24 protein-coding genes, 1 tRNA gene and 2 pseudogenes (1 of these 27 cut by a window edge) are annotated in these 24,567 nt (G+C 59.5%); 17 read left to right on the forward strand and 10 right to left on the reverse strand.

Features of this window, described 5'->3' with window-relative positions; all coding sequences use genetic code 11:
- Positions 1-42: 42 nt before the first annotated feature.
- Both gatB and A3H92_06935 read left to right on the forward strand, forming a co-directional pair.
- Entirely contained in the window at positions 43-1,500 is a 1,458-nt protein-coding gene (gene gatB, locus A3H92_06930; GenBank protein ID OHC75015.1) for an aspartyl/glutamyl-tRNA amidotransferase subunit B, read from the forward strand.
- Between the two features lie 380 nt (positions 1,501-1,880).
- Positions 1,881-3,380: a hypothetical protein gene (locus tag A3H92_06935; protein ID OHC75016.1), complete on the forward strand. Its 1,500-nt coding sequence runs from the start codon at positions 1,881-1,883 to the stop codon at positions 3,378-3,380.
- Between the two features lie 314 nt (positions 3,381-3,694).
- On the opposite strand, the gene A3H92_06940 is transcribed toward A3H92_06935, so the two are convergent.
- A complete protein-coding gene (locus A3H92_06940; GenBank protein ID OHC75017.1) occupies positions 3,695-4,987 on the reverse strand; it encodes an adenylosuccinate synthase in 1,293 nt (430 codons plus the stop codon).
- Between the two features lie 38 nt (positions 4,988-5,025).
- Complete coding sequence (locus A3H92_06945; protein ID OHC75018.1) at positions 5,026-5,217, reverse strand: hypothetical protein; 192 nt, start codon at positions 5,215-5,217, stop codon at positions 5,026-5,028.
- A gap of 133 nt (positions 5,218-5,350) precedes the next feature.
- Between A3H92_06945 and A3H92_06950 the strand changes: the two genes are divergently transcribed.
- The 8 genes and pseudogenes from A3H92_06950 (at position 5,351) to A3H92_06985 (ending at position 11,808) form a co-directional block, all read left to right on the forward strand.
- Positions 5,351-5,426 (forward strand) — tRNA-Glu (locus tag A3H92_06950).
- Between the two features lie 160 nt (positions 5,427-5,586).
- Positions 5,587-5,703 (forward strand): annotated as a pseudogene (locus tag A3H92_06955) (prevent-host-death protein).
- Positions 5,704-5,858: 155 nt separating this feature from the next.
- The gene (locus tag A3H92_06960) at positions 5,859-6,263 is read left to right on the forward strand and encodes a nuclease (protein ID OHC75019.1); all 405 of its coding nucleotides are present in this window, start codon (positions 5,859-5,861) and stop codon (positions 6,261-6,263) included.
- Positions 6,264-6,411: 148 nt separating this feature from the next.
- Positions 6,412-6,897: a 5-(carboxyamino)imidazole ribonucleotide mutase gene (locus A3H92_06965; protein OHC75020.1), complete on the forward strand. Its 486-nt coding sequence runs from the start codon at positions 6,412-6,414 to the stop codon at positions 6,895-6,897.
- A 4-nt stretch (positions 6,898-6,901) separates the two neighbouring features.
- Complete coding sequence (locus tag A3H92_06970; protein OHC75021.1) at positions 6,902-8,062, forward strand: hypothetical protein; 1,161 nt, start codon at positions 6,902-6,904, stop codon at positions 8,060-8,062.
- 322 nt (positions 8,063-8,384) lie between these two features.
- Positions 8,385-9,428, forward strand: coding sequence for a GDP-mannose 4,6-dehydratase (locus A3H92_06975; GenBank protein OHC75022.1), 1,044 nt, complete (start codon positions 8,385-8,387; stop codon positions 9,426-9,428).
- On the forward strand, positions 9,425-10,372 hold the full coding sequence (locus A3H92_06980) for a GDP-fucose synthetase (GenBank protein OHC75023.1): 948 nt from the start codon (positions 9,425-9,427) through the stop codon (positions 10,370-10,372). The genes A3H92_06975 and A3H92_06980 overlap by 4 nt, the downstream gene beginning before the upstream one ends.
- Positions 10,369-11,808 carry a mannose-1-phosphate guanylyltransferase/mannose-6-phosphate isomerase gene (locus tag A3H92_06985; protein OHC75024.1) on the forward strand — a complete coding sequence of 480 codons (1,440 nt, stop codon included), beginning with the start codon at positions 10,369-10,371 and terminating at the stop codon, positions 11,806-11,808. Before A3H92_06980 ends, A3H92_06985 begins: the two co-directional genes overlap by 4 nt.
- A gap of 11 nt (positions 11,809-11,819) precedes the next feature.
- Here A3H92_06985 and A3H92_06990 read toward each other — a convergent pair whose 3' ends face one another.
- Positions 11,820-12,443 (reverse strand): methionine biosynthesis protein MetW, encoded by a 624-nt coding sequence (locus A3H92_06990; GenBank protein OHC75025.1) that lies wholly within the window; start codon positions 12,441-12,443, stop codon positions 11,820-11,822.
- Entirely contained in the window at positions 12,440-13,624 is a 1,185-nt protein-coding gene (locus tag A3H92_06995) for a homoserine O-acetyltransferase (GenBank protein ID OHC75026.1), read from the reverse strand. The genes A3H92_06990 and A3H92_06995 overlap by 4 nt, the downstream gene beginning before the upstream one ends.
- A gap of 150 nt (positions 13,625-13,774) precedes the next feature.
- Between A3H92_06995 and A3H92_07000 the strand changes: the two genes are divergently transcribed.
- Genes A3H92_07000 through A3H92_07010 form a run of 3 tightly spaced genes read left to right on the forward strand, consistent with a single transcriptional unit; the run spans position 13,775 to position 16,622 of the window.
- On the forward strand, positions 13,775-14,620 hold the full coding sequence (locus A3H92_07000; protein OHC75027.1) for a hypothetical protein: 846 nt from the start codon (positions 13,775-13,777) through the stop codon (positions 14,618-14,620).
- The gene (locus tag A3H92_07005) at positions 14,617-15,705 is read left to right on the forward strand and encodes a histidinol-phosphate transaminase (protein ID OHC75028.1); all 1,089 of its coding nucleotides are present in this window, start codon (positions 14,617-14,619) and stop codon (positions 15,703-15,705) included. Before A3H92_07000 ends, A3H92_07005 begins: the two co-directional genes overlap by 4 nt.
- Positions 15,702-16,622, forward strand: coding sequence for a hypothetical protein (locus A3H92_07010; protein ID OHC75029.1), 921 nt, complete (start codon positions 15,702-15,704; stop codon positions 16,620-16,622). The genes A3H92_07005 and A3H92_07010 overlap by 4 nt, the downstream gene beginning before the upstream one ends.
- Before the next feature lie 236 nt (positions 16,623-16,858).
- Here A3H92_07010 and A3H92_07015 read toward each other — a convergent pair whose 3' ends face one another.
- The 5 genes from A3H92_07015 to A3H92_07035 form a co-directional block, all read right to left on the reverse strand.
- On the reverse strand, positions 16,859-17,437 hold the full coding sequence (locus A3H92_07015; GenBank protein ID OHC75030.1) for a hypothetical protein: 579 nt from the start codon (positions 17,435-17,437) through the stop codon (positions 16,859-16,861).
- A gap of 79 nt (positions 17,438-17,516) precedes the next feature.
- A complete protein-coding gene (locus A3H92_07020) occupies positions 17,517-18,890 on the reverse strand; it encodes a ribosome biogenesis GTPase Der (protein ID OHC75031.1) in 1,374 nt (457 codons plus the stop codon).
- Between the two features lie 6 nt (positions 18,891-18,896).
- The gene (locus A3H92_07025; protein OHC75032.1) at positions 18,897-20,264 is read right to left on the reverse strand and encodes a pyrrolo-quinoline quinone; all 1,368 of its coding nucleotides are present in this window, start codon (positions 20,262-20,264) and stop codon (positions 18,897-18,899) included.
- Positions 20,265-20,888, reverse strand: a complete 624-nt coding sequence (locus A3H92_07030) for a hypothetical protein (GenBank protein OHC75051.1) — start codon at positions 20,886-20,888, stop codon at positions 20,265-20,267.
- 135 nt (positions 20,889-21,023) lie between these two features.
- Complete coding sequence (locus A3H92_07035; GenBank protein OHC75033.1) at positions 21,024-21,575, reverse strand: alkyl hydroperoxide reductase; 552 nt, start codon at positions 21,573-21,575, stop codon at positions 21,024-21,026.
- A gap of 76 nt (positions 21,576-21,651) precedes the next feature.
- Between A3H92_07035 and A3H92_07040 the strand changes: the two genes are divergently transcribed.
- The 4 genes from A3H92_07040 to A3H92_07055 all read left to right on the forward strand — a co-directional run bounded on the left by A3H92_07040 (position 21,652) and on the right by A3H92_07055 (position 23,539).
- Positions 21,652-22,020, forward strand: coding sequence for a hypothetical protein (locus tag A3H92_07040; protein OHC75034.1), 369 nt, complete (start codon positions 21,652-21,654; stop codon positions 22,018-22,020).
- 30 nt (positions 22,021-22,050) lie between these two features.
- Positions 22,051-22,782, forward strand: coding sequence for a hypothetical protein (locus A3H92_07045; GenBank protein OHC75035.1), 732 nt, complete (start codon positions 22,051-22,053; stop codon positions 22,780-22,782).
- A 78-nt stretch (positions 22,783-22,860) separates the two neighbouring features.
- Positions 22,861-23,205 (forward strand): hypothetical protein, encoded by a 345-nt coding sequence (locus tag A3H92_07050; protein OHC75036.1) that lies wholly within the window; start codon positions 22,861-22,863, stop codon positions 23,203-23,205.
- Positions 23,206-23,209: 4 nt separating this feature from the next.
- A complete protein-coding gene (locus tag A3H92_07055; protein ID OHC75037.1) occupies positions 23,210-23,539 on the forward strand; it encodes a hypothetical protein in 330 nt (109 codons plus the stop codon).
- A 46-nt stretch (positions 23,540-23,585) separates the two neighbouring features.
- Here the strand turns inward: A3H92_07055 and A3H92_07060 are convergent.
- A pseudogene (locus tag A3H92_07060) lies at positions 23,586-24,567 on the reverse strand (phosphomannomutase) (it continues 417 nt past the right edge of the window).

Below are 24,567 nucleotides of genomic sequence, written 5' to 3' on the forward strand. Positions count from 1 at the left end.
GGCGCTGGAAGCCGCCGCCGGGTTCAAGGGACTGTAAAAATCATGACCTATCTGATCCGGGGCGAAACGGGCGACTGGGAAACCGTTATCGGGCTTGAGGTGCATGCCCAAATCATCTCCAGGTCCAAGCTGTTCTCGGGGAGCGCCGCCGACTTCGGCGCCGCGCCCAACACCCAGGTATCGATGATCGACGCCGCCATGCCGGGAATGCTGCCGGTAATCAACGAATTCTGCATCGAACAGGCGGTGCGCACCGGCCTCGGCCTGAAGGCGAAAATTAACCTGCGCTCCGTCTTTGACCGCAAGAATTACTTCTATCCCGACATGCCCCAGGGCTATCAGATTTCCCAGCTCTACCATCCCATTGTCGGCGAGGGGGTTGTCATTCTGGACTTCAAGGATCGCCCCGCCCGCGAGATCGGCATCGAGCGCCTGCACATGGAACAAGACGCCGGCAAGTCCCTGCACGATCAAGACCCCCGGCGCACCTTCATCGATCTCAACCGCTCCGGCGTCGGCCTGATGGAGATCGTCTCCAAGCCCGACATGCGTAGTCCCGAAGAAGCCGGGGCCTACGTCGCCAAGTTGCGCGCCATCATGCGTTATCTCGGGACCTGCGACGGCAACATGGCCGAGGGATCAATGCGCGTCGACGCCAATGTCTCGATCCGCCTTAAGGGCGAGAAAGGCTTGCGCACCCGCGCCGAGATCAAGAACGTCAACTCCATCCGCTTCCTTCAGCAAGCCATCGAACACGAGGCCGAGCGACAGGTCGATGTCTACGAATCAGGCGGCCGGGTGATCCAGGAGACCCGCCTGTTTGACTCGTCCACCGGCGAAACCCGGTCCATGCGCTCCAAAGAGCAGGCCCACGACTATCGTTATTTCCCCGACCCTGACCTGCTGCCGCTGGCGCTGACCGAGGAATATGTGGAGGCCATCCGCAAAAGCCTGCCCGAATTGCCCGACGACAAGAAGGAACGCTTCATCGCCGAATTCGGGCTGTCGCCCTATGACGCCGGGGTGCTGGCGGCGGAAAGGGAAAATGCCGATTACTTCGAGGCGGTCGCCGAGGGCCGCGACGCCAAGACCGCCGCCAACTGGGTCACCGCCAACCTGTTCGGAGCGCTCAACGCCAAGGGGTTGAATATCGGCGACAGCCCGGTATCGGCCAAGAACCTGGGACGGCTTATCGACCTGATCAATGATGACACCATATCGGGGCGCATCGCCAAGGAAATCTTTGCGATCATGATCGAGACCGGCGGCGATCCCGACGCCATCGTCAAGGAAAAGGGCCTGCGACAAATCACCGACGCCGGCGCCGTCGAAGCCGCCGTCGAAGCCGTCATCGCCGCCAACCCGGAGCGGGCGGAGCAATTCAAGGGCGGCAACGAGAAAGTCGTCTCATGGTTCGTCGGCCAGACGATGAAAGCCACCCACGGCAAGGCCAACCCGCAACTGGTCAACGACCTGCTGAGAAAAAAGCTGGCGGAGTAATACCGGTGGCCATTGATACTGACCGTTGGCGTTACACACACGCAAAATCGTCACCGCCGGGCTTGTCCCGGCGGTCCACGTCTTTCTTTCTCGCCGTTTTCGCGCCCGGAAGACGTGGATGCGCGGGTCAAGCCCGCGCATGACGGAAACGGGGTGTTATGGCGAGACGCCGGAAGCGCCCCGCTCTTTACATATATTGGCAGTCTTCGGAGCTTTTTACACAATCTTTTTTATCATAACGCTTCCTCGTTTTTGATTATTGTGGTATCGTTACCCCCATAGGCTGCTTCGATTAACAAAATCATGCTGGGAAGCTTCGCCGCAGGCCAGAAGTCTGCCGGTCGTCGATATCGGTCGCTTCCTGGCGGGATTGTAGGGGAATGATCATGTCGCCGGAAATCCCACGCCAGAAGATACTCATCGTCGATAACAGTTCCGACAAGCGGGCGTTAATCGTCTCGATTATAGCCTCGTTGCCGGTCGATATCATCGAAGCCGAATCGGGCCGCGAGGCCTTACGCATCCTGCTCCATCAGTCCTTCGCCCTGATTCTGCTCAATGTAAAGATGCCGGTTATGGACGGGTTCGAGACCGCCGCGATGATCCGCAGCCGTCCCCGCAACCGCCGGATGCCGATCATCTTCATTACCGCTTACGATCAGGCGGAGATCGACCTAAAGCAAGGCTATCGCCTGGGGGCGGTCGATTTCCTGTTCACTCCCATCGTGGCGGAGGCCTTGCGCTCCAAGGTCACTATTTTCTGCGAACTTGCCGCCTCCCGGTCAGGCCTGGAAGAACGGGTGACCGAACAAACCAGGGAACTGGAGGCCGAAATTATCGAGCGGCGCAAGACCGAGGACATGCTCAGGGAGAGCGAAGCGACCTTGCGGTCCCTTATCAACGCCAGTTCGGGAGACTATGTAGCGTTTTGGGACACCTCCGACGATCTTCATTTCACCAATTTTTCTCCAACCTCTGAACTGACCGCTGCGGCGAAAGGCGTCATGGAGACCGAAAAGCCCCTGCGTTATGAGGGGGAAAATAATAAAATCTGGTTTGACTACAATTTCAATCCGGTCTTTTCCGTCGATGGCGATATTCGCGGCGCCGTCCTCTTCGCCCGCGACATCACCGAGCGCAAGGAAGCCGAAAATGCGCGGCTGCGCACCCAGAAGATGGAAAGTCTGGGCGCCCTGGCGGGCGGCGTCGCCCACGACATCAACAACATGCTTCTTCCTGTCCTCAGCCTGACGCCGATGGTGATGAAGAAACTGCCGGAAGGAAGCCCGGATCGCCAAAAACTGGAGATGGTCCTTATGGCGGCTCAACGGATGAAGGGCATGGCGGCCGGAATATTGGCCTTCAGCCGAAGCGATGAAGGCGAGGTTGCGAAGATCGATATTTTCAAGGTGTACAATGAGACCGTTGGCTTGCTGCGCTCCACCCTGCCGGCGACGATTAAAATCAGGGACCGCCTTGATCCGGACGTCGGCATGGTGCTGGCGGACCCCCGACAGGCCGAGTTGATCCTGATGAACCTTGCCTCCAACGCCGCCGACGCCATGGAGGGCAAGACCGGCGAATTGGCTATTTCCCTGTCGCGGGAGACGGTAGAGGAAGAACAGGCCGTGACGAGCGGCAAACTCAAGAACGGCCATTACGCGAAACTGACGGTCGCCGACACCGGCTGCGGCATGGACGCCGCCACCATGCAACGCATCTATGAGCCTCTCTTCACCACCAAGGAAAAGGGCAAGGGCACCGGCCTCGGCCTGTCCATGGTCTTCGGGGTCGTGGCCAAGGTCGGCGGCGCGATCCGGCTTGCCAGCGAAATCGGCAAGGGGACAACCTTCGATGTCTACCTGCCGTTGGCGAATTAGAGAATGACTCTGAAAAATTCTCCCCCTTTCGAAGGGGGAGTTAGGGGGTATCGAAGAGGGAATTATCGGCCTGTGTGTTTTGAACACAGAGGCGCAGAGGCGCAGAGAAGATCAAGCGAGGTCTTTTTCCTGCTTTTTCTTTATTTTCTTTATCCTCCTCTGTGTCTCTGAGCCTCTGTGGTCCATAGAACGGTGCCTATTCCGGTCAACGCGCCGGGCGTCAGGGGTATTGAGCTAACCTCCCCCTGCCCCCTCCTTGGTAAGGAGGGGAAATTGCCGGGGCTGCCATAGGTCAATATCAGTGACCTTTGGTATCAATCGGCAAACGGGTCGTGGACCAGAACGGTGTCCTCGCGTTCGGGGCTGGTGGAGAACAGGGCGACGGGGGCCTCGATAAGTTCCTCGATATGGCGGATGTATTTGACGGCCTGGGCCGGCAGCTTGGCCCAGGTGCGCGCCCCGCGAGTGCTTTCGCTCCAACCCTCCATGGATTCATAAATCGGCTCCACCGCCGCCTGCTCGATGGACGAGGCGGGAAGATAGTCCAGTTCCTTGCCGGCCAGACGATAACCGATGCACACCTTTAATTCCTTGACGCCGTCGAGCACGTCCAGCTTGGTGAGGGCGATGCCGTTGATGCCGTTGACCTTTACCGCCTGGCGCACCATCACCGCGTCAAACCAGCCGCAACGGCGGGGTCTGCCGGTGACGGTGCCGAATTCATGGCCGCGCTCGCCCAGACCCTTGCCGATGTCATCATTGAGTTCAGTGGGAAACGGCCCCGAGCCGACACGGGTGGTGTAGGCCTTGGTGATGCCGAGCACATAATCAATGGCCCCCGGTCCCTGCCCCGAGCCGACAGCCGCCTGGGCGGCCACCGTGTTGGACGAGGTGACGAAGGGATAGGTGCCGTGGTCGATATCCAGCATGGTGCCTTGGGCGCCTTCGTACAGAATGCGCTTGCCGGCCCGCCGGGCCTCATCAAGTATTTTCCACACAATTCCCGCATAGGGCAGAATTTTGGGCGCGACCTGCTCCAGATCGAAAATCAGTTTGTCCCGATCAACTTCGGGCATACCCATGCCGCGCAGCAGGGCGTTATGATGGAAAAGAAGCCTGTCCACTTTCGCGCCCAACTCGCCGAGTTCGGCCAGATCGCCCACCCGTATGGCGCGTCTGGCCGTCTTGTCTTCGTAGGCGGGGCCGATGCCGCGTCCGGTGGTGCCGATCCTGGCGTTTCCCAAAGCCGCCTCGCGGGCCTGGTCCAGGTTGCGGTGCAGCGGCAGAATCAGCGGCGCGTTTTCGGCGACGCGCACATTCAGGGGGCTGATCTTTACCCCCTTGCCGCGAACCGTTTCCATCTCGCCCAGCAACGCCCAGGGATCGACCACCACGCCGTTGCCGATGATCGAAAGCTTGCCTTCGCGCACCACGCCGGAAGGCAGCAGACTCAGTTTGAAGACAACGCCGTCGATGACCAGGGTATGGCCGGCGTTGTGGCCGCCCTGAAAACGCACCACGACATCGGCGCGCTCCGACAGCCAATCAACGATCTTGCCCTTACCCTCATCGCCCCACTGGGCGCCGACAACTACAACGTTGGCCATCGGGCCTTATCCTCCAATTACCAAGAAAGTCATGCCGCCTATTTGCGGCGCGTATCATCTTCATCGTCGCGGCGGTCGTCCTTTTTGGTCCGTCTGCCGGGAACATGCCGTTCGGCGTCCTGCCTGATTTCAACTTCATTGCGACGGTCGATGTCCTCGCGCCTTGCCTCCCTGTCCCTGACCGCGAAAGGCCTTTTCTGACCGGGAACCTTTATTTTTTTACCCATCATCAATCCTGTTCGACAAAATAATGCCGAAGATACTTACTACACCGGGCGAACCGACGCCATGACATACAACATCACTATTGACCCCCTTGATCAAGGTCCTGGTTTTCCTGTAATAGAACTGATGTCAAGCCTCGTCCCCTTCGTCTAGAGGCCTAGGACGCTGGCCTCTCACGCCGGCAACACGGGTTCGAATCCCGTAGGGGACGCCAACCATCCATGAAACCGGGAACCTTATCAGAAGCCGGGCAAAGGCCCATCCCGGCTTATTATAGGACATTCCCTGATCAGTATGTATTGACGGAATAGCCATTGCCGGTAAGCTTATTTCTGGCTATAATAGACAGATTAGCCAGTTGAAGGAGTGGCGCCATGAAAACCGTTTCGTCAGTCGAGGCCCAGAACCATTTTGGCGAATTACTGGATAACGCCCAGCGCGAGCCGATCAGCATCACTCGGCGCGGACGCCAAGTAGCTTATATTGTTTCCAGCGAAGCTTATCGCACGTTGTCCGGCGGCGTTGCGGAGAACACCGCAAAGATGGCGGCATATCTCCATTCCATCGAAGCCTTTCGCGGCCAAGGCCGGGGCGGGGCATCGGCGCGGCTGTCGGCTGACCGCAAGGCCGATGCGGCGCGAGAAGCATGAACCTTTGGCTGCTTGACACATCGGCGCTGCTGACGCTGCGCGATAACGAGGCGGGGGCCGAGCGGGTTGCGGCGCTGCTCAAAGGGGCGGCGCTGGGCGAACAGCGATGTTACGGCTGCTTTATGTCGTTAATGGAAATTTATTACCGGGTGTGGAAAGACGAAGGCGAACAGGCAGGGCGTCAGGCCTATCAAAGTTGCCTGGCGTTGCCGGTGGAGTGGATACATGAGTCCCCTGCCCTGCTGGAGTGTGCGGCGGGCATCAAAGCCGGCCATCAGCTTTCACTCGCCGACGCCTGGATTGCCGCATCGGCGCTGCAACTGGCGGCGGCGCTGGTGCATAAAGACCCGGAGTTTGAGAACCTGCCCGGCCTGATCGAAGAGCGCTTGCCTTACAAATAACGGAGGTCCGGTCTCGCCGCCGGCGCGGCGACGGCGGACGTATCCTCCGCCTTATCGACAGAGCATTTGTTCAAAACATTTGTTACCGGCTTGCGCAAAGGCCGTGCGCGCCTATAATCGCCGCCTTATTCGCTGAGGAATTGCCGTCATGGCCGACAGCACCCCGATTGTGGGCATTATCATGGGCAGCCGCTCCGACTGGAACGTCATGCGTTGCGCCAAGAACATCCTGGACGGGCTGGGCGTGCCGTCTGAAACCCGCGTCATCTCGGCCCACCGTACGCCGGCGCGTCTCTATGAATACGCCTCAAGCGCCAAAAAGCGCGGCCTGAAAGTGATCATCGCCGGCGCCGGCATGGCCGCCGCCCTGCCCGGCGCGGTGGCGGCGCTGACGCCTCTGCCGGTTCTCGGCGTCCCTATGGAAGGGAAAATGATGGGCGGCCTGGACGCCCTGCTGTGCATGGCCCAGATGCCGGGCGGCGTTCCCGTCGGCGCCCTCGGCCTCGGCGAGGCCGGCGCCAGAAACGCCGCCCTGCTGGCCGCCGCCATTATCGCCCTTTCCGACGAGGCCGTCGCGGCGGCGCTGGACGCCTTCCGCGAAGAGCAAACCGCCGCCGTTCCCGAAACGCCATAGCAGCATGCCGCTATATATAATCAAGTATTGTGTTCCCATAATCATACTGACGTTATCTCAAGCTCCGGCGTTCGCCGCCGACCCTCACCCGCTGCCCGAGAACTACTGGCAAAAGCCCCTCGCCCTCCAGGGCGAGGCTCCCGAACATTCCCTGGCCCCCGAGGCTTGCGGCGAGTGCCATGCCGGCCAATACGAGGAATGGCGCTCCTCCCTTCACGCCAAGGCCTTCTCGCCGGGACTGGTCGGCCAGTTGATGGCCTCGTTTGCCGGCGGCCTGAGCGACTGTATGCAGTGCCACGCTCCGCTGGCCGAGCAGGAGCAGGCTTTCCGCGACGCCCTGAAGGCGGGCCGAGGACATATCCCGGCGGCCCAAGGGCTGGCGGCGGCGGGCAATAGCTGCTCGGGCTGCCATCTCAGGGGGCGCAAGCATTACGGCCCGCCCAAGGCGGTAACCGGCGAAACCGGGCAGAGCGATTCCGCCGATTCCCACGGCGGCGTTTTCAGGTCTGCCGGTTTCGAGGACTCCTCGTTCTGCGCCTCCTGCCATCAGTTCCCTCCGTCATGGGGCGCGGTCAACGGAAAGCCGCTGGAAAACACCCATAACGAATGGAAAGACAGCCCCCAGGGGAAAAAAGGCGTCACCTGCCAATCCTGCCATATGCCGGGACGCCGGCACTTATGGCTGGGCATTCATGATCCTGAAATGACGGCCTCCGGCCTTACCCCCGCCTTCAGCGCGAAAAGCGACAAGGCGAGCTTTGCGCTGACCAACACCGGGGTCGGCCATGCTTTCCCCACCTATGTCACGCCCAAGGCGGTAATGCGCGCCGTCCGCCTTGACGACGGCGGCGAGCCGATCAGGGAAAGCGAGGTCTTTCGCGTCATCCGGCGTTCGGTGTCATTTGCCGACGGCGTCTGGGTCGAGGCCTTCGACACCCGCCTGCCGCCGGGCCGCTCGGAAAGTCTCGACATCACATGGGGAGCCGCCCGGCGCGTCCGCATGTGGCTTGAAATATATCCCGACGATTTCTATGACCATCAGGTTTATGACGGCCTAAAATCCTCGCTCAAAGGCGAGGCGGCAAAACTGATCGCCAAGGCCGATGACGACGCCGGCAAAAGCCGCTACCGCCTGTTTGAGACCGATCTGGACAGGCCCCGATAATACCATAAAAAAAAGCAACAATATTGCGTGATCGGCTATTGAACCCGTTAAAAAATATCCTATCTATAGGGCGTAGGTGGTAGCTGGAAAAGAGAGGTTTAGAAAACTGACACCGCCTGACGACGCAAGTTACTTGGCACAGTGTACTCAATCAGGCTCGGCTTAGACCGGGCGATGCCTGGAGCATCCGAAAAGAACCCCCCGCCCTTGGTTGACGGGGGTTTCTTTTTTGTAATAACCGCCCGCAAAACAGTCTTTCCTCGCCGGGGCGTGACGTACTACAGTCCCCACCGCTGAATCAGGTTAACCCACAGGAATTAAAATGGTCAAAAAAACCGCTCTCATAACCGGCGTCACCGGTCAGGACGGGGCGTATCTGGCCGAGCTTCTGCTCGACAAGGGTTATGTGGTTCACGGCGTAAAGCGGCGTTCGTCGTCTTTCAACACCGGGCGCGTCGATCATCTTTACCACGATCCCCACGAGGAGAACGTGCGCTTCACCATGCACTACGGCGACATGACCGACGCCACCAACCTGATCCGTCTGGTTCAGGAGACCCGGCCCGACGAGATTTACAATCTGGCGGCGCAGAGCCATGTGCAGGTCAGCTTCGAGACGCCGGAATACACCGCCAACGCGGACGGCCTGGGCGCGCTGCGGCTTCTGGAGGCCATTCGCATTCTCGGCATGAAAGACAGCGTGCGCTTTTATCAGGCCTCGACCTCCGAGCTTTACGGCAACGCCGAGGCTCCGCAAAACGAGAACACTCCCTTTCATCCGTGCAGCCCCTATGCGGCGGCCAAGCTGTACGCCTACTGGATCACCGTCAACTACCGCGAGGCCTACGGCTATCACGCCTCCAACGGCATCCTGTTCAATCACGAGGGGCCGACCCGAGGCGAGACCTTCGTCACCCGCAAGATCACCCGCGCCGTGGCGGCGATCGAACTCGGCAAGCAGGACAAGCTGTTCCTCGGCAATATGGACGCAAAGCGGGATTGGGGACATGCGCGGGACTATGTAAAGGGCATGTGGATGATGATGCAACAGCCCGCAGCCGACGACTATGTGCTGGCCACCGGCGAGTGCCGTTCGGTGCGTGAATTCGTCGAGTTGGCCTTCGCCGAAGTCGGCAGAAAGATTCAATGGAGCGGCTCCGGCGCCGACGAAACGGGCGCCGACGCCGCCACCGGCAAGGTGCTGGTGCAGGTGGACCCCCGTTACTTCCGTCCGACCGATGTCCACAAGCTTGAAGGCGACGCCTCCAAGGCGCGGAAAAAACTGGGCTGGAAACCGCAAACCACCTTCAAGGAGCTTGTCCGCGAAATGGTGGCCTTTGATCTTGAAGATATGAAAAATCAATGACAGGAAAGACGCCTTTTTCCCTGTCCGGCAAACGCATCATGGTGGCCGGCGGACAGGGAATGGTCGGCTCGGCCCTGATGAGAAGGCTGTCCGCCGAGGATTGTCAACCGCTGTCCGTCGGCCGCGAACAGGTGGACCTGCGCCGTCAGGCCGATGTCGAGGCGTGGATGGCGGAGCATAAACCGCAAGTGGCGATCATCGCCGCCGCCACCGTCGGCGGCATCTTCGCCAACAACACCCGTCCGGCGGAATTCATCTATGACAATCTGGCCATCGAAACCAATCTGGTGCACAGCGCCTGGAAGGCCGGCGTCGAAAAACTCCTGTTGCTGGGAACGTCGTGCATCTATCCCAAACACGCCGAGCAGCCGATGGCCGAGGAGGCTCTGCTCACCGGCCCCCTTGAGCCGACAAACCAGTGGTATGCAATAGCCAAGATCGCCGGCATCCGGTTGTGTCAGGCCTACCGGCTTCAGTACGGCTGCGACTTCATCGCCGCCCAGCCGACCAACCTCTACGGCCCGGGAGACAGGTTTGATCTGAACGTAAGCCATGTCATCCCCGCCCTGATGCTCAAGGCCCATATGGCGAAAGAGCGCGGCGACAAGACCATGGAGGTGTGGGGATCAGGAGCGCCGTTGCGGGAATTCATGTATGTGGATGATCTGGCCGACGCCCTGGTTTTTCTCATCAGGAACTACTCCGGGGAAATTCAAATCAATATCGGAACCGGAAATGAAATATCCATCGGCGATCTGGCTAAAACCATATGCCGGGTAGTGGGCTTCACGGGCGAGTTGACGTTTGACGCGACCAAGCCCGACGGAACCCCGCGCAAGCTGGTGGATGCGTCCCGCCTGTCGGCGCTGGGGTGGAAGGCGAAGACCGGCCTTGATGACGGACTGAAACAGGCCTACCGCTGGTACTTGGAAAACATTGCATGAGCGGCGGCGCAAGCATCACGCCGGTTATCCTTTCCGGCGGATCGGGATCAAGACTGTGGCCGGCGTCGCGCAGCCTCAACCCCAAACAGTTTCACGACTTGGCCTGCGGGCCGGTTTACGGGCGCAGCATCCTCCAGGAGACCGCTCACAGAGTAAGGGGAAAAGGCTTCAACCCGCCCCTGATCATCTGCAACCACGAACACCGCTTCATGGTAATCGAGCAGCTCCGCGACATCGACATGACGCCCGCCGATATCATCCTGGAGCCGGTCGGACGCAACACCGCTCCGGCGGCGGCGGCGGCGGCGCTGATGCTGGTCAGGGACGATCCCGAAGCGCTCATGCTGGTTATGCCTTCGGATCATGTCATCGCCGACGTGAAGCATTTTTACGCCGCCGTCGAAACGGCGACCGTAGCGGCGCGGGCCGGAGCGTTGGTGGCCTTCGGCATTACCCCCGACAGGCCGGAAACCGGCTACGGCTATATCCTCGGCGGCGCTCCCCTTGAAGACGTAAAAGGTTGTTCCAAAATTTCCCGATTCATCGAAAAACCCGACGCCGCTGCCGCCGAGGGATTTCTCAAGACCGGCGGTTACTCATGGAACAGCGGCATATTCGTCTTCACTGCGGCGCGCTACCTGGAGGAACTGGAACGGCTGCAACCGGCCATCATCGCCGGCTGCCGCCAGGCGGTGGCCGAAGGCCGGCGCGACGGCGCTTTCTTTCGCCTGGGCGCGGAAGCTTTTGCGACGATTCCTTCCAACTCCATCGACTATGCGGTCATGGAGCGCACAAAAACAGCCGCCGTGACGCCGGTAAATATGGGCTGGAGCGATCTCGGCTCCTGGGCTTCGCTGTGGGAGGTCGCCGTAAAAGATAAAAACGGCAACGCCCTGTCCGGCGATGTGACGGCCCTGGACACTGCCGACAGCTACATCCGAAGCCATGGCCCTCTGGTGGCGACCGTCGGCGTGAAGGATATCGTGGTGGTGGCCATGGATGACGCCGTCCTGGTGCTCGCCAAGGACAAGGCGGAGGAAGTGAAGGCGCTGTACGGCCTGTTGGCAGAAAACAAGAGGAAGGAGATTGTTTCTCATCTTACCGTCTATCGCCCCTGGGGCAGTTTCACCACCCTTAAGGAAGGCGACCGCTTCAAGGTCAAGCAACTCACCCTCAACCCCGGCGCCGGTCTCAGCCTGCAACGTCACCGGCATCGCGCCGAACACTGGACTGTGGTTGACGGGACGGCGAGGGTAACGCGGGGAGATGAAACCTTCGATCTTCATGAGAACCAGTCCGCCTACATCCCCGCCGGCGCCAGGCACCGCCTGGAAAACCCCGGCCGGGATATTATTCATGTCATAGAAGTTCAAACCGGCTCTTACCTTGAAGAAGACGATATCGAACGCTTCGAAGATATTTACGGACGCGAGTGAGGGAACGTCCCCTATTTATGCAACAAAAACACCGCCTGTTCGCCGATCAGGTTGGCGGAGAAAGGCCAAAGGCCGATAGGACGCCCGGCGCCGTCATGATCCAGCGCCAGACTGCGCTCGACGGTAATCCCCAACTCCCCGCACAGCGCCATGAAATCCTTGATGGTGCAGAAGTGGATATTGGGGGTGTCATACCACTGGCAGGGAAGCGTCTTGCTGACCGGCATTCTGCCCTTAAGCCCGATATACAACCGCAACCGCCAGTGAGCGAAGTTGGGAAACGAAACGATCGCCCGCCGACCGATGCGCAACAGGTGCTCGATCACCTTCTTCGGCGCGTGCATGGCCTGCAAGGTCTGGCTCAACACCACATAATCAAAGGCATGATCCGGGTAATCGGCGAGGTCCGTGTCGGCATTGCCTTGAATCACCGACAGTCCGGCGCTGACGCAGGCGTTGACGCCCTCGGTGCTGATTTCAATGCCTCGCCCGTCCACCTGCTTGTAACGGGTGAGATAGTCAAGCAGCACGCCGTAACCGCAACCGACATCCAACACCCTTGATCCGGGATTGATCATGTCGGCGATGACCTGCAAATCGACGCGAATGGCCTTACTCTCGTTTTCGTCGGTCATGGCGCAGCCTTCCTGGGCAGGCCGCGATGCTCGGCGGCGCCGTTGATAAAGCCGCTCAACACCCTGTGGAACTCCGGTTCATCGAGAAGAAAGGCGTCGTGACCGTTGTCGGAGACGATCTCGGCAAAGCTGACATTGGCGGCGGCGGCATTCAGCGCATGAACAATAGTTCGGCTCTCCTTGGTCGGGTACAGCCAATCGCTGGTGAACGAGAACACGCAAAAACGAATCCTGGTATGAAGAAAGGCATTGGCCAATACCCCGCCATGGCGGGACGTCAGATCAAAATAATCCGAAGCGCGGGTAATATAGAGATAGGTGTTGGCGTCGAACCGCTCAACAAAAGTAATGCCCTGGTGACGCAGATAGCTCTCCACCTGGAAATCAGCGTCGAAACCGTAGGTGACGGCCTTGCGGTCCTGCAAACGCCGCCCGAACTTGCGTTGCAGGGAGGACTCGGAAAGATAAATAATGTGCGCCGCCATGCGGGCAACGGCAAGGCCGCGATGAGGCCGCGTGCCCTGGTTCAGATAATCTCCATGGCGCCAATCGGGATCGGCCATGATCGCCTGGCGCCCGACCTCGTGGAAGGCGATATTCTGGGCCGATTCGCAGGCGGATGAAGCAATGGGAACGGCGGCAAAGACCCGCTTGGGATATGTGGCGGCCCACTCCAGAACCTGCATGCCGCCCATGGAGCCGCCGATAACCATGAACAACTGCCCGATTCCCAGGTGGTCCAGCAGCAAGGCCTGGGCGCTGACCATGTCGCCGATGGTAATAACCGGAAAATCCAGTCCCCAGGGCTTTCCCGTCTTCGGGTTGATCTCTTTGGGGCCGATGGTGCCCATGCAACCGCCCAGAATATTGGAGCAGATGATAAAGAAACGCTCGGTATCCAGCGGCTTGCCCGGCCCCACCATCAGTTGCCACCAGCCGTCCTTGCCGGTGACGGGATGAGGCTCGGCGACAAACTGATCCCCGGTCAGCGCGTGACAGATTAGAACGGCATTGGATTTGTCCTCGTTCAGGCAGCCGTAGGTCTGGTAGGCGACGGTGAAATCAGAGAGTTCGAAGCCGCAGTCCAGACGCAAAGGAGCGTCCAGGCCGAGCTTCACCCGATGCCCCGGCAAGTTCTCGGCGTTAAAACGACCATCGACATTATTCACGGATGCGGCCATTTCTCGTCTCGTTCATCCTCAAATGAGGCATCATAGCTAGGAATCCTGTTCCTTAGTGTCAATGTTTACTTTGATTTTAGGTGAGCATGCCATTAAGAATCCTCTGACCTTCCTCTCCAACCAAAGGCGCTGATCGGTCAGGCATTGATTATGACTTCAAAAAAATCCTTGAACGCCCTGCGTAAGGAAATCGACGCCATCGACGATTCTCTTCATGACCTGATCATGCGCCGCACAAAAGTGGTGGAGAAGGTCCGGGAGGTCAAGGCCGGCGAAAGAGTCAAGATCAGACCGGCGCGAGAGGCCGAAATCCTGTACCGCCTGATGGGCCGGCACAAGGGAGCCTTCCCCAAACGCGAGTTATGCCGCATGTGGCGCGAGCTGATCGTCGCCACCTTGTCCATGGAAGGGCCGTTTTCGGTAGCCGTCTTCATGCCGGAAGGGAATGCCGATTTATGGGATCTGGCGCGTGACCAGTACGGTTCTTTCACGACCATGACCGGATACGCCTCTGAACGCCAACTCATCAATGCCGTCAGGTCACAGAACTCAACGGTGGGAATTTTGCCGCTGCCCCGCCCGGACGACGCCGACCCCTGGTGGCGGCATATTGTGAACGAAGATGAGATGACGCCGAGAATCATCGCCCGCCTTCCCTTCGCCGGCGTAGGAAACTGCCGCAACAAGAACCTGGAAGCATTGGCAATTTGCCCCGTTGCCCACCATCCGACAGGCCGCGACAGGTCATTCATGGCCATTGAAACCAAAAAGGAAATAACGCTGTCCCGCCTCCGAGAGGCCTTCGACGGGATCGGACTGTCGCTTGTTTCCTGTTACAAGCACTCCCGCGATTCACGGCTTTATCTGGCCGAAATTGATGAATATATCGCCGACGACGACAGCAGGATTACCGGCCTTGTCGAATCTCTGTCCGCTGTCCGCGTGGTTTTGCCGGGCGGCTACGCCATCCCCTTCAGCGAAGACGAACTGGCATGAGTCTCCCCCCTCCCCGTCCCGGCATTATGGACATCACCCCTTATGTAGGCGGTGAATCCGAAATATCCGGCGTTAAGGACATTATCAAGCTGGCCTCCAATGAGGGCGCTTTCGGTCCCAGTCCCAAGGCGGTCGCCGCCTACGACGAACTGTCGGGAAAGCTCCACCGCTACCCCGACGGCGGCTGCGCCAAGCTGCGCAAGGCGCTGGGCGAGATGAACGGCCTCAACAGCGAACAAATCGTCTGCGGCGCCGGCTCCGATGAGTTGCTGGGCCTGCTTTGCCGCGCTTACGCCGGGCCGGGAGACGAAGTTCTGTACACGGAGCATGGCTTTCTGATGTACCCCATCGCCGCCAGGACGGCGGGGGCGACGCCGGTCAAGGCGCCGGAAATCGGGCTGACCGCGAACGTGGACGAACTGCTGAAGAAGGTCACGCCCAAAACCCGCATCGTATTTCTGGCCAACCCCAACAATCCGACGGGAACCTACCTGGGAATGCGGGAAATGGAACGGCTGCGCGCTTCCTTGCCCGACTCCGCGCTGCTGGTGATTGACGCCGCCTATGCCGAGTTCGTTGCCGCCGAGGATTATGCGCCCGGCATCGAGATGGTGAACAACGGCGCCGACGTGGTGATGACCCGCACCTTCTCGAAGATTTACGCCCTCGGCGGCGTGCGTCTGGGCTGGGCCTACTGCCCGCCGGGAATCGCCGACGTGCTGAACAGGGTTCGCAATCCTTTTAACGTCGGCTCGCCGGCCCAGGCCGCCGGACTGGCGGCGCTTGCCGACCATGAATTCACCGAGCGGGCCTATCGCCATAACCTGAAATGGCTGACCTGGACCGAACAACGACTGCGAGATATGGGCCTGCAAGGACCGGCAAGCGTCGGCAACTTCGTGCTGGCCCGCTTCCCTGATGAAGCCGGACGACGCGCCGAGGACGCCGACGCCTTCCTCAAACGACGCGGCATCATCGTCAGGCGCATAACCGCCTACGGCCTCCCTGATTACCTGCGCATTACCATCGGGCGGGAAGACGAAATGCACGCCGTCGTCGGCGCTCTTGAGGAGTTCATGCAATGAGCGGGGTTATGTTCAATCGCGTCGCTTTCATCGGCTTCGGCCTGATCGGCTCGTCGCTGGCCCGCGTCATGCGCCGCGATTCTCTGGCCGGTCATATCGCCGTCTGCGCCCGCTCCGAGCGCACCCTGAACAAAGCGATAGAACTGGGACTGGCCGACAGTATTACCGGCGACGCCGGAAAAGCGTGCGCCGACGCCGATCTGGTAATGATTTGCGTCCCCCTCGGCGCCTATGCCGAAGTCGCCATGACCTTGGCTCCGGCCCTTAAACAAGGGTGCATCGTCAGCGATGTCGGCTCGGTCAAGCAATCGGCGATCGAGGCCGTTCGTCCCTACCTTCCCGTCGGCGTTCATCTGGTTCCCGGACACCCTGTCGCCGGCACCGAGCATTCAGGGCCGGAGGCCGGCTTCGCCGAGTTGTTTGACGGCCACTGGTGCATCCTCACGCCTGAGCCGGGAGTCGACAAGGGCGCCGTGAACAGAGTGGCCGAGTTGTGGCGGCGCGCCGGAATGACGGTCGAAATGATGAGCGCCGAACACCATGACAGGGTGTTAGCCATCACCTCTCACCTCCCCCACATGATCGCCTACACCATCGTTGACACCGCCACCAAGCTGGAGAGTCATCTGCAACAGGAGGTGATCAAGTTCTCCGCCGGCGGCTTCAGGGATTTCACCCGCATCGCCGCCTCGGACCCGGTGATGTGGCGCGACATCGCCCTTGCCAACAAGGAAGCCGTTCTTGAGATGCTGGACCGCTTCGGCGAAGACCTGGCGGACCTGCAAACCGCCATCCGCGATAACAATGGCGACTGGCTGGTTGAAACCTTCGCCCGCACCCGCAAAATCCGACGCGGCGTCATCGCCGCCAGGCAGGACAAAACCGAGGAAATGAAGCTGGCGGGAAAGCAGGAATAATACCAGCGGCCTTAATCGCCCCTGCTCTTTCCCCTCCTTGCCAAGGAGGGGCAAGGGGAGGTTGCCGCCGATACTGTTTATGAAACACAGAGGCTCAGAGACACAGAGGAGGGTAGAAAAATCTTCTCTGCGCCTCTGCGCCTCTGTGGTGGTCAAAACACACAGACGGATAACTCCCCCTTCTAAAGGGGGAGAATTTTTCAGAGTCATTCTTTACGGTCACCGGTCTTATCCGCCTAAAACGCCACGCCGTCATAGACTGCCGACAACGGAATTTCGACATCAATGGAGGCGAGGCGGAGAACCGCGTCTCTGCCCGCTACGTCCGTCACCTCCCAGCCGCCCGCCGTGCGGAGCCATATCTCAATCTTAATTTCCGTCGAGGACACCAGCGCGATCTCGCGCACCGACGGGATGGCCCGGTAGTCGGGGACCTTGGTTCCACGATCAAAGTTGGCTGTGCCGGGGGAAAGCACCTCGATGATGACGACAGGCGCTTCAAGATAATGCTCGCCGGGAGTCCTTGGGGAGCAACTGACCGCCAGATCGGCCTGGTAGAAAGTGTTCTCCTGCTTCGAGTATCGAATGCCAACTTCCGCCGAGACCTTGCAAGGCGGACGAAGTTTCGCGCCGATGTTGACAACTAAGCTCGCAGTAATGTCCGCGTGAGCCACCGACGGCGGAGCCATGGCGAAAACCTCGCCGCCTGCCAACTCGTAGCGGGTGTCGGCGTCGCCGTCCCAGACCAGGAATTCCTCCACCGTCATGCGCGACGGCTGCTTCAGAGCCGCGTGTCCCACGCCGATGCCTTTCATAATCTTGCCGTACCGACTGAGACTATAGCAGATTTTCCCACATCAAGGGAAACAGGAAACGCCGTCAATCGGCGGCGCATCATTCATCCACATACGGGTTCTTGCCCTTTCGCACATGCAGGCGCAAGGGGACGCCGGGAAGGTCGAAATCATCGCGCAGGGAGTTGATCAAATAGCGTGCGTATGATTCGGGCATTCCTTTGAGGCTGCCGGCAAAAATAACAAAAGTGGGCGGGCGCGTCTTGATCTGGGTGATGTAGCGGATGCGCAATCGGCGACCATGAACCAGCGGCGGCGGATGGCGCTCGGTAACCACTTCCAGCCAACGGTTAAGCCGGCCGGTGGATATCCGCTTGTTCCACAGCTTGAAAACGGCGACTGCCGCCGGCAGCAGATCGTCAACTCCTTTCCCGGTCAATGCCGAGCAAGTGACCACCGGAACGCCGCGAACCTGGGGCAGCGATGTTTCAAGCCTGTCGGCGAGCAGCCCAAGAGCTTTCTTGCGGTCCTTCACAAGGTCCCACTTGTTAAGGACGATGATCAGCGCACGGCCTTCCTCGACAACCATATCGGCAATGGTCAGGTCTTGTTTTTCAAGCCCTTCCACGGCGTCGATAGTCAACGCCACCACCTGGGCGAAGCGGACAGCGTGCAAACTGGCGCCGACCGACATCTCTTCCAGCTTTTCGGTTATCCTGGCCTTGCGCCGCAACCCGGCGGTATCGACAAGTTGGATGCTGCGCCCCTCAAAACTGGAGGGGATGGAGATGGAATCCCTGGTGATGCCGGCCTCGGGGCCGGTCAACATGCGGTCCTCGCCGAGCAGATAGTTGACCAGCGTTGACTTGCCTACATTAGGACGACCGACGATGGCCAGTTGCAGGGGCCGTTCATCGTCGTCGTCATCAGCATCGCCGCCATCGACCTCATCATCCTCCCCTTCCCCTTGAACCTTGGCCGCTTCGGCAAAGGGAGACAGGGCATCGTACAGATCGCCCATGCCCTCGCCATGCTCGGCGGAGACGGCAAGAGGGTCGCCTAAGCCCAGGGCATAGGCCTCGCCGAGACCCGCCCTGCCGCCTCGACCTTCACATTTGTTGGCGACAAGAATTACCGGAGCGCCGCGCCGGCGCAGCCGATCAGCAAAGTGCTTGTCTATCGGCATCAGGCCGGAACGCGCATCAATTACAAACATGATGACGTCGGCGCCATCAAGAGCCTGTTCGGTCTGGGCGCGCATGCGCGCCTCAAGACTGTCATCGGCGGCGTCTTCCAGCCCGGCGGTGTCGATGATTTTGAAGCTGAGATCGGCTATGGAACCCACGCCCTCGCGCCGGTCGCGGGTTACGCCCGGCGTGTCGTCAACCAGCGCCAGCCGCTTGCCGGCCAGACGGTTAAAAAGGGTTGACTTGCCGACGTTAGGCCGGCCGACGATGGCTACGGTAAAGGTCACGCCCCGTCACCGATAGGCAACCAGCTCGGCGTCGTTGGACAGGAAATAAACACTGCCGCCGGCGACCACCGGGGAAACGGATACGCCGTCAGGTATCTCTACCTTGCCCATGATCGACCCGGTATACGGCGACACCGCCATCACCACGCCATGGGAACCGGCAATGAGCAAGCGGTCGCTGACCAGCACCGGCCCGCTCCATACAACAGGTTTTTTCTTGTCCTTCTCATCTTCAAAGCGCGGCAATCCCTGCACCCAATGAATACGCCCGTCTTCGCGTGACAGAGCGGCAATTTCGGAATCATTGGTAAGGACGAAAATATAATCGCCGGCCACCCACGGCGACTCCAGGCCGCCGATCTCTTTGGTCCAGATGCGCCGTCCGCTGCGCAGGTCGATGGACACCAGGACTCCGCCATGGCTCATGGCGAATACCCGGCCACGGTCGATTACCGGACGACCGCGAATATGGGACATGGTCGATATCTCTTCGGTGCGCCGCGCCATGGCCAGCGATTCACTCCATAACAGTCGCCCGTTCTCGACCATCAGCGCCACCAGTTCGCCGGAAGAATAAGGGGCCACCACCACTCCGCCATCAACCGCCGGACTGCCTCCGCCGAGCATGCTGGCGGATTCGGCGACGCCCTCGTGACTCCAAACGGTGTCGCCGGTATGAGCGGCAAGCACATGAAGTTTGTTGTCAACGGTAAGAACAAACACCCGCCCGCCCCGAACCGTCGGCGCCGAGCGCAAGGGACTGCTCAGGTTCTTCTTCCACAACAAGGAGCCGTTGCCGGCGTGCAGGGCAATGACCTGGGCAAAGCCTGCGGTGACGAATATCCGGCCCCCCTCGTAAGCGATGCCGCCGCCGATATGGCCGTCATCTTCCTCGTCCGGCGTCAACTTCACCTGCCAATATTTAGCCCCGGTCTTGGCGTCTACGGAAGTTACCATGGTATTTACATCCATGGCGAAAACGCGCCCGGCGGAGACAATGGGCGAGCCGATAAATAAATTACCCGAATTGGCCGCCTTGCCTACGCCGACGCCCCAGGCCTGACTAAGAACGTCATTAACCAGAATATGATGCATGGCGTGGTTGGCATAGCCGCCGGGCTGAGGCCATTCCTGGTTGACCGACGGCGGCGGCAACAATATCTCGGCATTCGCCAGATTGGGATCGGGCGCCAACACCCTTTCATGAAGAAGCACGGAAATGCGTTTGCCGGGCAACGGCGGGGCCTTGGCGCCCTTGAACCATGAAGACATGCCTTCTTCGCCGAACAGGGAATCGCAAGCCCCAAGCGGCAACAGCAGCGGCGACAAAAGCGCCGCCGTACGCATTATCCGCTTGAGTCCTTGTTTTATCATTCAGCTACCGACAACAGCCAATAATTCAGATGCCCGCTGCCGCATTGCCCGTGGCGTTGTCGCGTCATCAGCCAGACTCTTGAGCAACTCACGCGCCTTAACCGCATCTCCGGCGTTAATGGCGAGCACGGCGGTAATCTCGCGGGCGCTGTAGCGCCAAGGATTGTTATCGGCGGTTAACGGCGCCAGACGCTCCATCAACTTCTTGGGGTCGGCGCCGCCGGTCTCGTGCATTACGCCGATAACCTTGGCCAGATCGCTGTAAGCGGCATCAATGCCGGCGTCGCCGGCCAGTTGGCTAAAGCCGGTCGCGTCGCCGGACTTGAATGCCTGAAGAGTCGCCTTCCTGAAGCGGGCCAGCATCGAATAGCCGCTGCTTGCGTCGGCGGCCAGCCTGGAAAACGCCGCATCAGCCTCCTGCCCCTTGTTCTCCGATGCGAGATTCTGAGCCTTGGCGAATTGCTCCCCCGTCTTATTGCGCATGTTGATATCATAGGCGCGCCATCCCTGATAACCGGCGACGGCGCCGATTATGACAAGCGCAACTCCGATAAGATGAGCGCCATAGCGCTTCCATAGCTTGGCGTAGCGCTCGTTGCGCAGCTCCTCGTCAATTTCACGCAGAAAACTGTCTTGCTGATTTTCAGTCACTTGTTATTTCCCGCTTTTCATTTCATCCGGGCGACGCCCGTCAAACCACAAGATAAATCATCCACAAGCCAAACGGAAGGCAAACATGGTCCACCGCCGTCCGTCATCTTATTTCCACTTTATCGAACAGCCGATGCTTGAAAATTGCTCCTTTGGGCCGCAGCCGGAGGCGGCGACCTTACTCATCGCCTCGAACAACTCGCGACGGGTGTCGGAAGTTGCCGGTTCCTTGCACGACGAATCCAGCCTTCCCCGGTATTGCAGTTCCAGATCGGCGTTGAATCCGAAAAAGTCGGGAGTGCAAACGGCATCGTAAGCGCGGGCGGTTTCCTGGGTTTCATCGACCACATAGGGAAAGGTGAAGCCTTTGCTCCGGGCCAACGCCTTCATGTTATCAAATGAATCTTCCGGGTATTCCGTTTGATCGTTACTCATGACGGCGATGATGCCGACGCCTTTCTTTTGCAGGTCGGCCGCATCGCGCACCAGACGGTCAAGAACCGCCTTCACATAGGGACAGTGGTTACAGATGAACATAACCAAAAGACCGTTTGCGCCCTTGACGTCGGCAAGACGATAGGTCTTGCCGTCCACGCCCTTGAGGCTGAAATCAACGGCCTTCCACCCGAAATTGCAAATGGGGGATTCAAGCAACGCCATGGCGGTTTCCTTTCTGTGGCATTTAATCGCCTAATCTATCGGAAGATAGTTAACCCGGATTTAACCTGAATGCTTCATGCTGGGCTTTCTGCTGAAATCCGGTTTATTGGAGCATTCACAAATGCGTTTTATCATGATCGTCGCCTTACTGCCGGCGCTGGGCGCCTGCGAGGCCATTGCCGGCGCCGAAGGAGCCACTACCGTAGTTACCGGCAAGACCATGAGCGACCACTTCATTTCCGTCGTCAGCGGCAAGCACTGCTCCTCCATCCGCGCCAACAACGGCCAGAATTTCTGCGAGGAAGACGACATCCCGTCTCCGCAGAATGTCTATTGCTATCCCACCCTCGGTTCGGTCACCTGCTACGACAGGCCCGACCCGCATAAAGGCCGTTATCGAATGATGGGTGACAACGACACCAGCCTTCCGCAACAGAAATACTAAAGGCTCTCTGTCCGCCAGAAAATTTCCGCCATGAAACGCATCCTGATCGCCACCGTCGCCGCGTTTCTCCTGACGTGGGGAACGATCCGGTTCTTCTCCGAAGACGTGGCGAAAGAGGAAAAAGCGGCAAGGGAGGTTGATTTCGCCGCCCGTTTCTCGGCTATGAAACCCTTGGCCGAAAAAGGCGAGGCTAATGCCCAGTTCGCCGTCGCCCGCCTCTACCACGAGGGAAAAGGCGTTGACCAAAACCTCAAGGAAGCAGCCGGCTGGTACGCCAAGGCCGCCAAGAGCGGCCATGACGGCGCTCAATACTACTTGGGAACCATGTACGAGAAAGGCGAAGGCGTGTCCCAGGACGTATTCAAGGCCGCCGATTGGTACAAGGCCGCCGCCGGCTTTCGCAAAAACGTCGACGCCCAGTTCGCGCTGGGCCAACTCTATTTCAACGGACGCGGCGTACCCCAGGATTACGCCGACGCTTTTTCCTGGTATCTCAAGGCGGCGGAAGGAGGCCACGGCGCCGCCCAATTCCTGATCGCCTCCATGTACCAGGACGGCTGGTCGGTAAAAAGCGATCCGGTCGAGGCCTACAAGTGGTACACTCTGGCCATTCCCAACGCCCGACAGGCAATCGCCGTCAACGCCAAATTTGATCCCTCCGTCGCCCGTGAAAAACTCATTAAAAGAATGAACAACTTCCAGATCGAGGAAGGCAAGCGCAAGGTCGAGGAATGGATATCAAAGACCAATAAGACTAAGTAATGTCCATGTAACTCCAAAAGAGGATTGGAGGGCGATGAAACCGCTTGACGTAATATGGAAAAATTATCATATTAATCCATGCGCGATCTGATGTGGATGGGTAGCAGCATCGAGGATTTGGCGGCGTTCCCCGCTGAAGTAAAGCGGGCGTTCGGCTTTCAGCTTCGCGAGGTTCAGAAAGGCGTTACCCCCGGCGCGGCGAAGCCGCTCAAACAGTTCGGTTCCGGCGTTTTTGAATTGCGTGAGGCTTTCGCAGGTGATGCCTTCCGCGCCGTCTATGCAGTCAAGCTTGAGAAAGCGGTCTACGTTCTGCACGCTTTCAAGAAGAAATCGAAATCAGGAATCGCCATGCCGCGCAAAGACATTACGTTGATCGAACAGCGCCTCAACCGCGCCCTGGAAGTCGACCGGACGAAGGAATAAAGCCATGACTGTCATTAAAGTCCGCAAGGGTAGCGCCGATATTTTTCACGATCTCGGCTTTTCGAACGCCGAAGCCGAGGAGGCGCTGGCCAAGTCGGAATTGATTTCCGCAATCGCCTCGACCATCAAGGGACGCAAACTCACCCAAGCCGAAGCAGCCGTCATCTGCGGCGCCGACCAGCCGACGCTATCCAAGGTGCTGCGCGGACGCATGGAGAGCATCACCATCGACAAGCTGACCCATTGGCTGACCGCTCTGGGCCGTAATGTGGAAATCAGGATCGGGCGGCGCGTCAATGTGCGCGGCGGTCACATCGCCGTTCAGGCTGTTTAAAGGCAGCACCGGGACCTGTCCTCGATGCGCATAAGGAGGGGTTAGCTCAAACGTCGTCAGGGAGTTTGAGGCCGCTGGCCTCAAGCTGTTCGGCGAGTTTTCCCTTAAGGCGCTTCAGGCCCTCGGCCGTCGCCGACTCGCAGCGCGCCACAAGGACGGCCTGGGTGTTGGAGGCGCGCAGCAGCCACCAGCCGTCGGCGGACTGGACGCGCACGCCGTCGATATCGATAACGTCGATGCCTTTAACCCCCTTGAGGCGTCGGCGCACTTCGTCAATGACCTTGAACTTGCGGTCCTCCGGGCAGTCAAAGCGCAGCTCCGGCGTGTTGACCATCTTGGGCATTGCGTCATGCATATCGGACAAGGTTTCGTTGTCGGCGCTGCTGACGATGGAAAGCAGGCGCACCGCCGCATACAGGGCGTCATCGTATCCGTAATAACGGTGCTTGAAGAAGATGTGGGCGCTCATCTCGCCGGCCAGCGGAGCGCCGGTCTCCTGCATCTTGGACTTGATCAGCGAGTGGCCGGTACACCACATCAAAGGATTGCCGCCCATGCGGCGGATTTCGTCAAAGAACACCTGACTGGCCTTGACGTCGGCGATAATAGTAGCTCCGGGCAGGTCTTTCAGCACCTCGCGGGCCAGGATCACCATGATCTGGTCGCCCCACAGCACCCGGCCCTGGGAATCAACGACGCCGATGCGGTCGCCGTCGCCGTCAAAAGCGATGCCGACATCGCACTTTTCGGCGGCCACCGCCGCCTTTAATTGCGCAAGATTCTTTTCGACGGTGGGGTCGGGATGGTGAGCCGGAAAGGTGCCGTCGATGGTCTCGTTAAGCAGAATGTGGCGGCCGGGAAGAGAGTCGGTAAGTTTCACCAGCGCCTCGCCGGCGGAACCGTTGCCGGCGTCCCAGACCACCGTCAGCGGCTTGCCGCCGCTGTAGTCCGTCAACAGGCGCTGCACATATTCATCAATGATCGGGCGGGCGAAGGACTCGCCGCTGCCGGTTACGAAATCGCCCGCC

It is taken from the genome of Rhodospirillales bacterium RIFCSPLOWO2_02_FULL_58_16 (assembly GCA_001830425.1).
Taxonomy (GTDB): domain Bacteria; phylum Pseudomonadota; class Alphaproteobacteria; order Rhodospirillales; family 2-02-FULL-58-16; genus 2-02-FULL-58-16.

Bases quoted from the DNA above. Each gene is read 5' to 3' on its own strand.
- gatB (OHC75015.1), top strand. From the start codon at position 43: ATGACCTATCTGATCCGGGGCGAAACGGGCGACTGGGAAACCGTTATC.
- A3H92_07010 (OHC75029.1), top strand. From the start codon at position 15,702: ATGAGCGGGGTTATGTTCAATCGCGTCGCTTTCATCGGCTTCGGCCTG.
- A3H92_06970 (OHC75021.1), top strand. From the start codon at position 6,902: ATGCCGCTATATATAATCAAGTATTGTGTTCCCATAATCATACTGACG.
- A3H92_06990 (OHC75025.1), bottom strand. From the start codon at position 12,443: ATGACCGACGAAAACGAGAGTAAGGCCATTCGCGTCGATTTGCAGGTC.
- A3H92_07050 (OHC75036.1), top strand. From the start codon at position 22,861: ATGCGCGATCTGATGTGGATGGGTAGCAGCATCGAGGATTTGGCGGCG.
- A3H92_07055 (OHC75037.1), top strand. From the start codon at position 23,210: ATGACTGTCATTAAAGTCCGCAAGGGTAGCGCCGATATTTTTCACGAT.
- A3H92_06995 (OHC75026.1), bottom strand. From the start codon at position 13,624: ATGGCCGCATCCGTGAATAATGTCGATGGTCGTTTTAACGCCGAGAAC.
- A3H92_06980 (OHC75023.1), top strand. From the start codon at position 9,425: ATGACAGGAAAGACGCCTTTTTCCCTGTCCGGCAAACGCATCATGGTG.
- A3H92_06935 (OHC75016.1), top strand. From the start codon at position 1,881: ATGATCATGTCGCCGGAAATCCCACGCCAGAAGATACTCATCGTCGAT.
- A3H92_06985 (OHC75024.1), top strand. From the start codon at position 10,369: ATGAGCGGCGGCGCAAGCATCACGCCGGTTATCCTTTCCGGCGGATCG.
- A3H92_07040 (OHC75034.1), top strand. From the start codon at position 21,652: ATGCTGGGCTTTCTGCTGAAATCCGGTTTATTGGAGCATTCACAAATG.
- A3H92_06965 (OHC75020.1), top strand. From the start codon at position 6,412: ATGGCCGACAGCACCCCGATTGTGGGCATTATCATGGGCAGCCGCTCC.
- A3H92_06945 (OHC75018.1), bottom strand. From the start codon at position 5,217: ATGATGGGTAAAAAAATAAAGGTTCCCGGTCAGAAAAGGCCTTTCGCG.
- A3H92_07000 (OHC75027.1), top strand. From the start codon at position 13,775: ATGACTTCAAAAAAATCCTTGAACGCCCTGCGTAAGGAAATCGACGCC.
- A3H92_06975 (OHC75022.1), top strand. From the start codon at position 8,385: ATGGTCAAAAAAACCGCTCTCATAACCGGCGTCACCGGTCAGGACGGG.
- A3H92_06940 (OHC75017.1), bottom strand. From the start codon at position 4,987: ATGGCCAACGTTGTAGTTGTCGGCGCCCAGTGGGGCGATGAGGGTAAG.
- A3H92_07025 (OHC75032.1), bottom strand. From the start codon at position 20,264: ATGATAAAACAAGGACTCAAGCGGATAATGCGTACGGCGGCGCTTTTG.
- A3H92_07005 (OHC75028.1), top strand. From the start codon at position 14,617: ATGAGTCTCCCCCCTCCCCGTCCCGGCATTATGGACATCACCCCTTAT.
- A3H92_06960 (OHC75019.1), top strand. From the start codon at position 5,859: ATGAACCTTTGGCTGCTTGACACATCGGCGCTGCTGACGCTGCGCGAT.
- A3H92_07035 (OHC75033.1), bottom strand. From the start codon at position 21,575: ATGGCGTTGCTTGAATCCCCCATTTGCAATTTCGGGTGGAAGGCCGTT.
- A3H92_07015 (OHC75030.1), bottom strand. From the start codon at position 17,437: ATGAAAGGCATCGGCGTGGGACACGCGGCTCTGAAGCAGCCGTCGCGC.
- A3H92_07045 (OHC75035.1), top strand. From the start codon at position 22,051: ATGAAACGCATCCTGATCGCCACCGTCGCCGCGTTTCTCCTGACGTGG.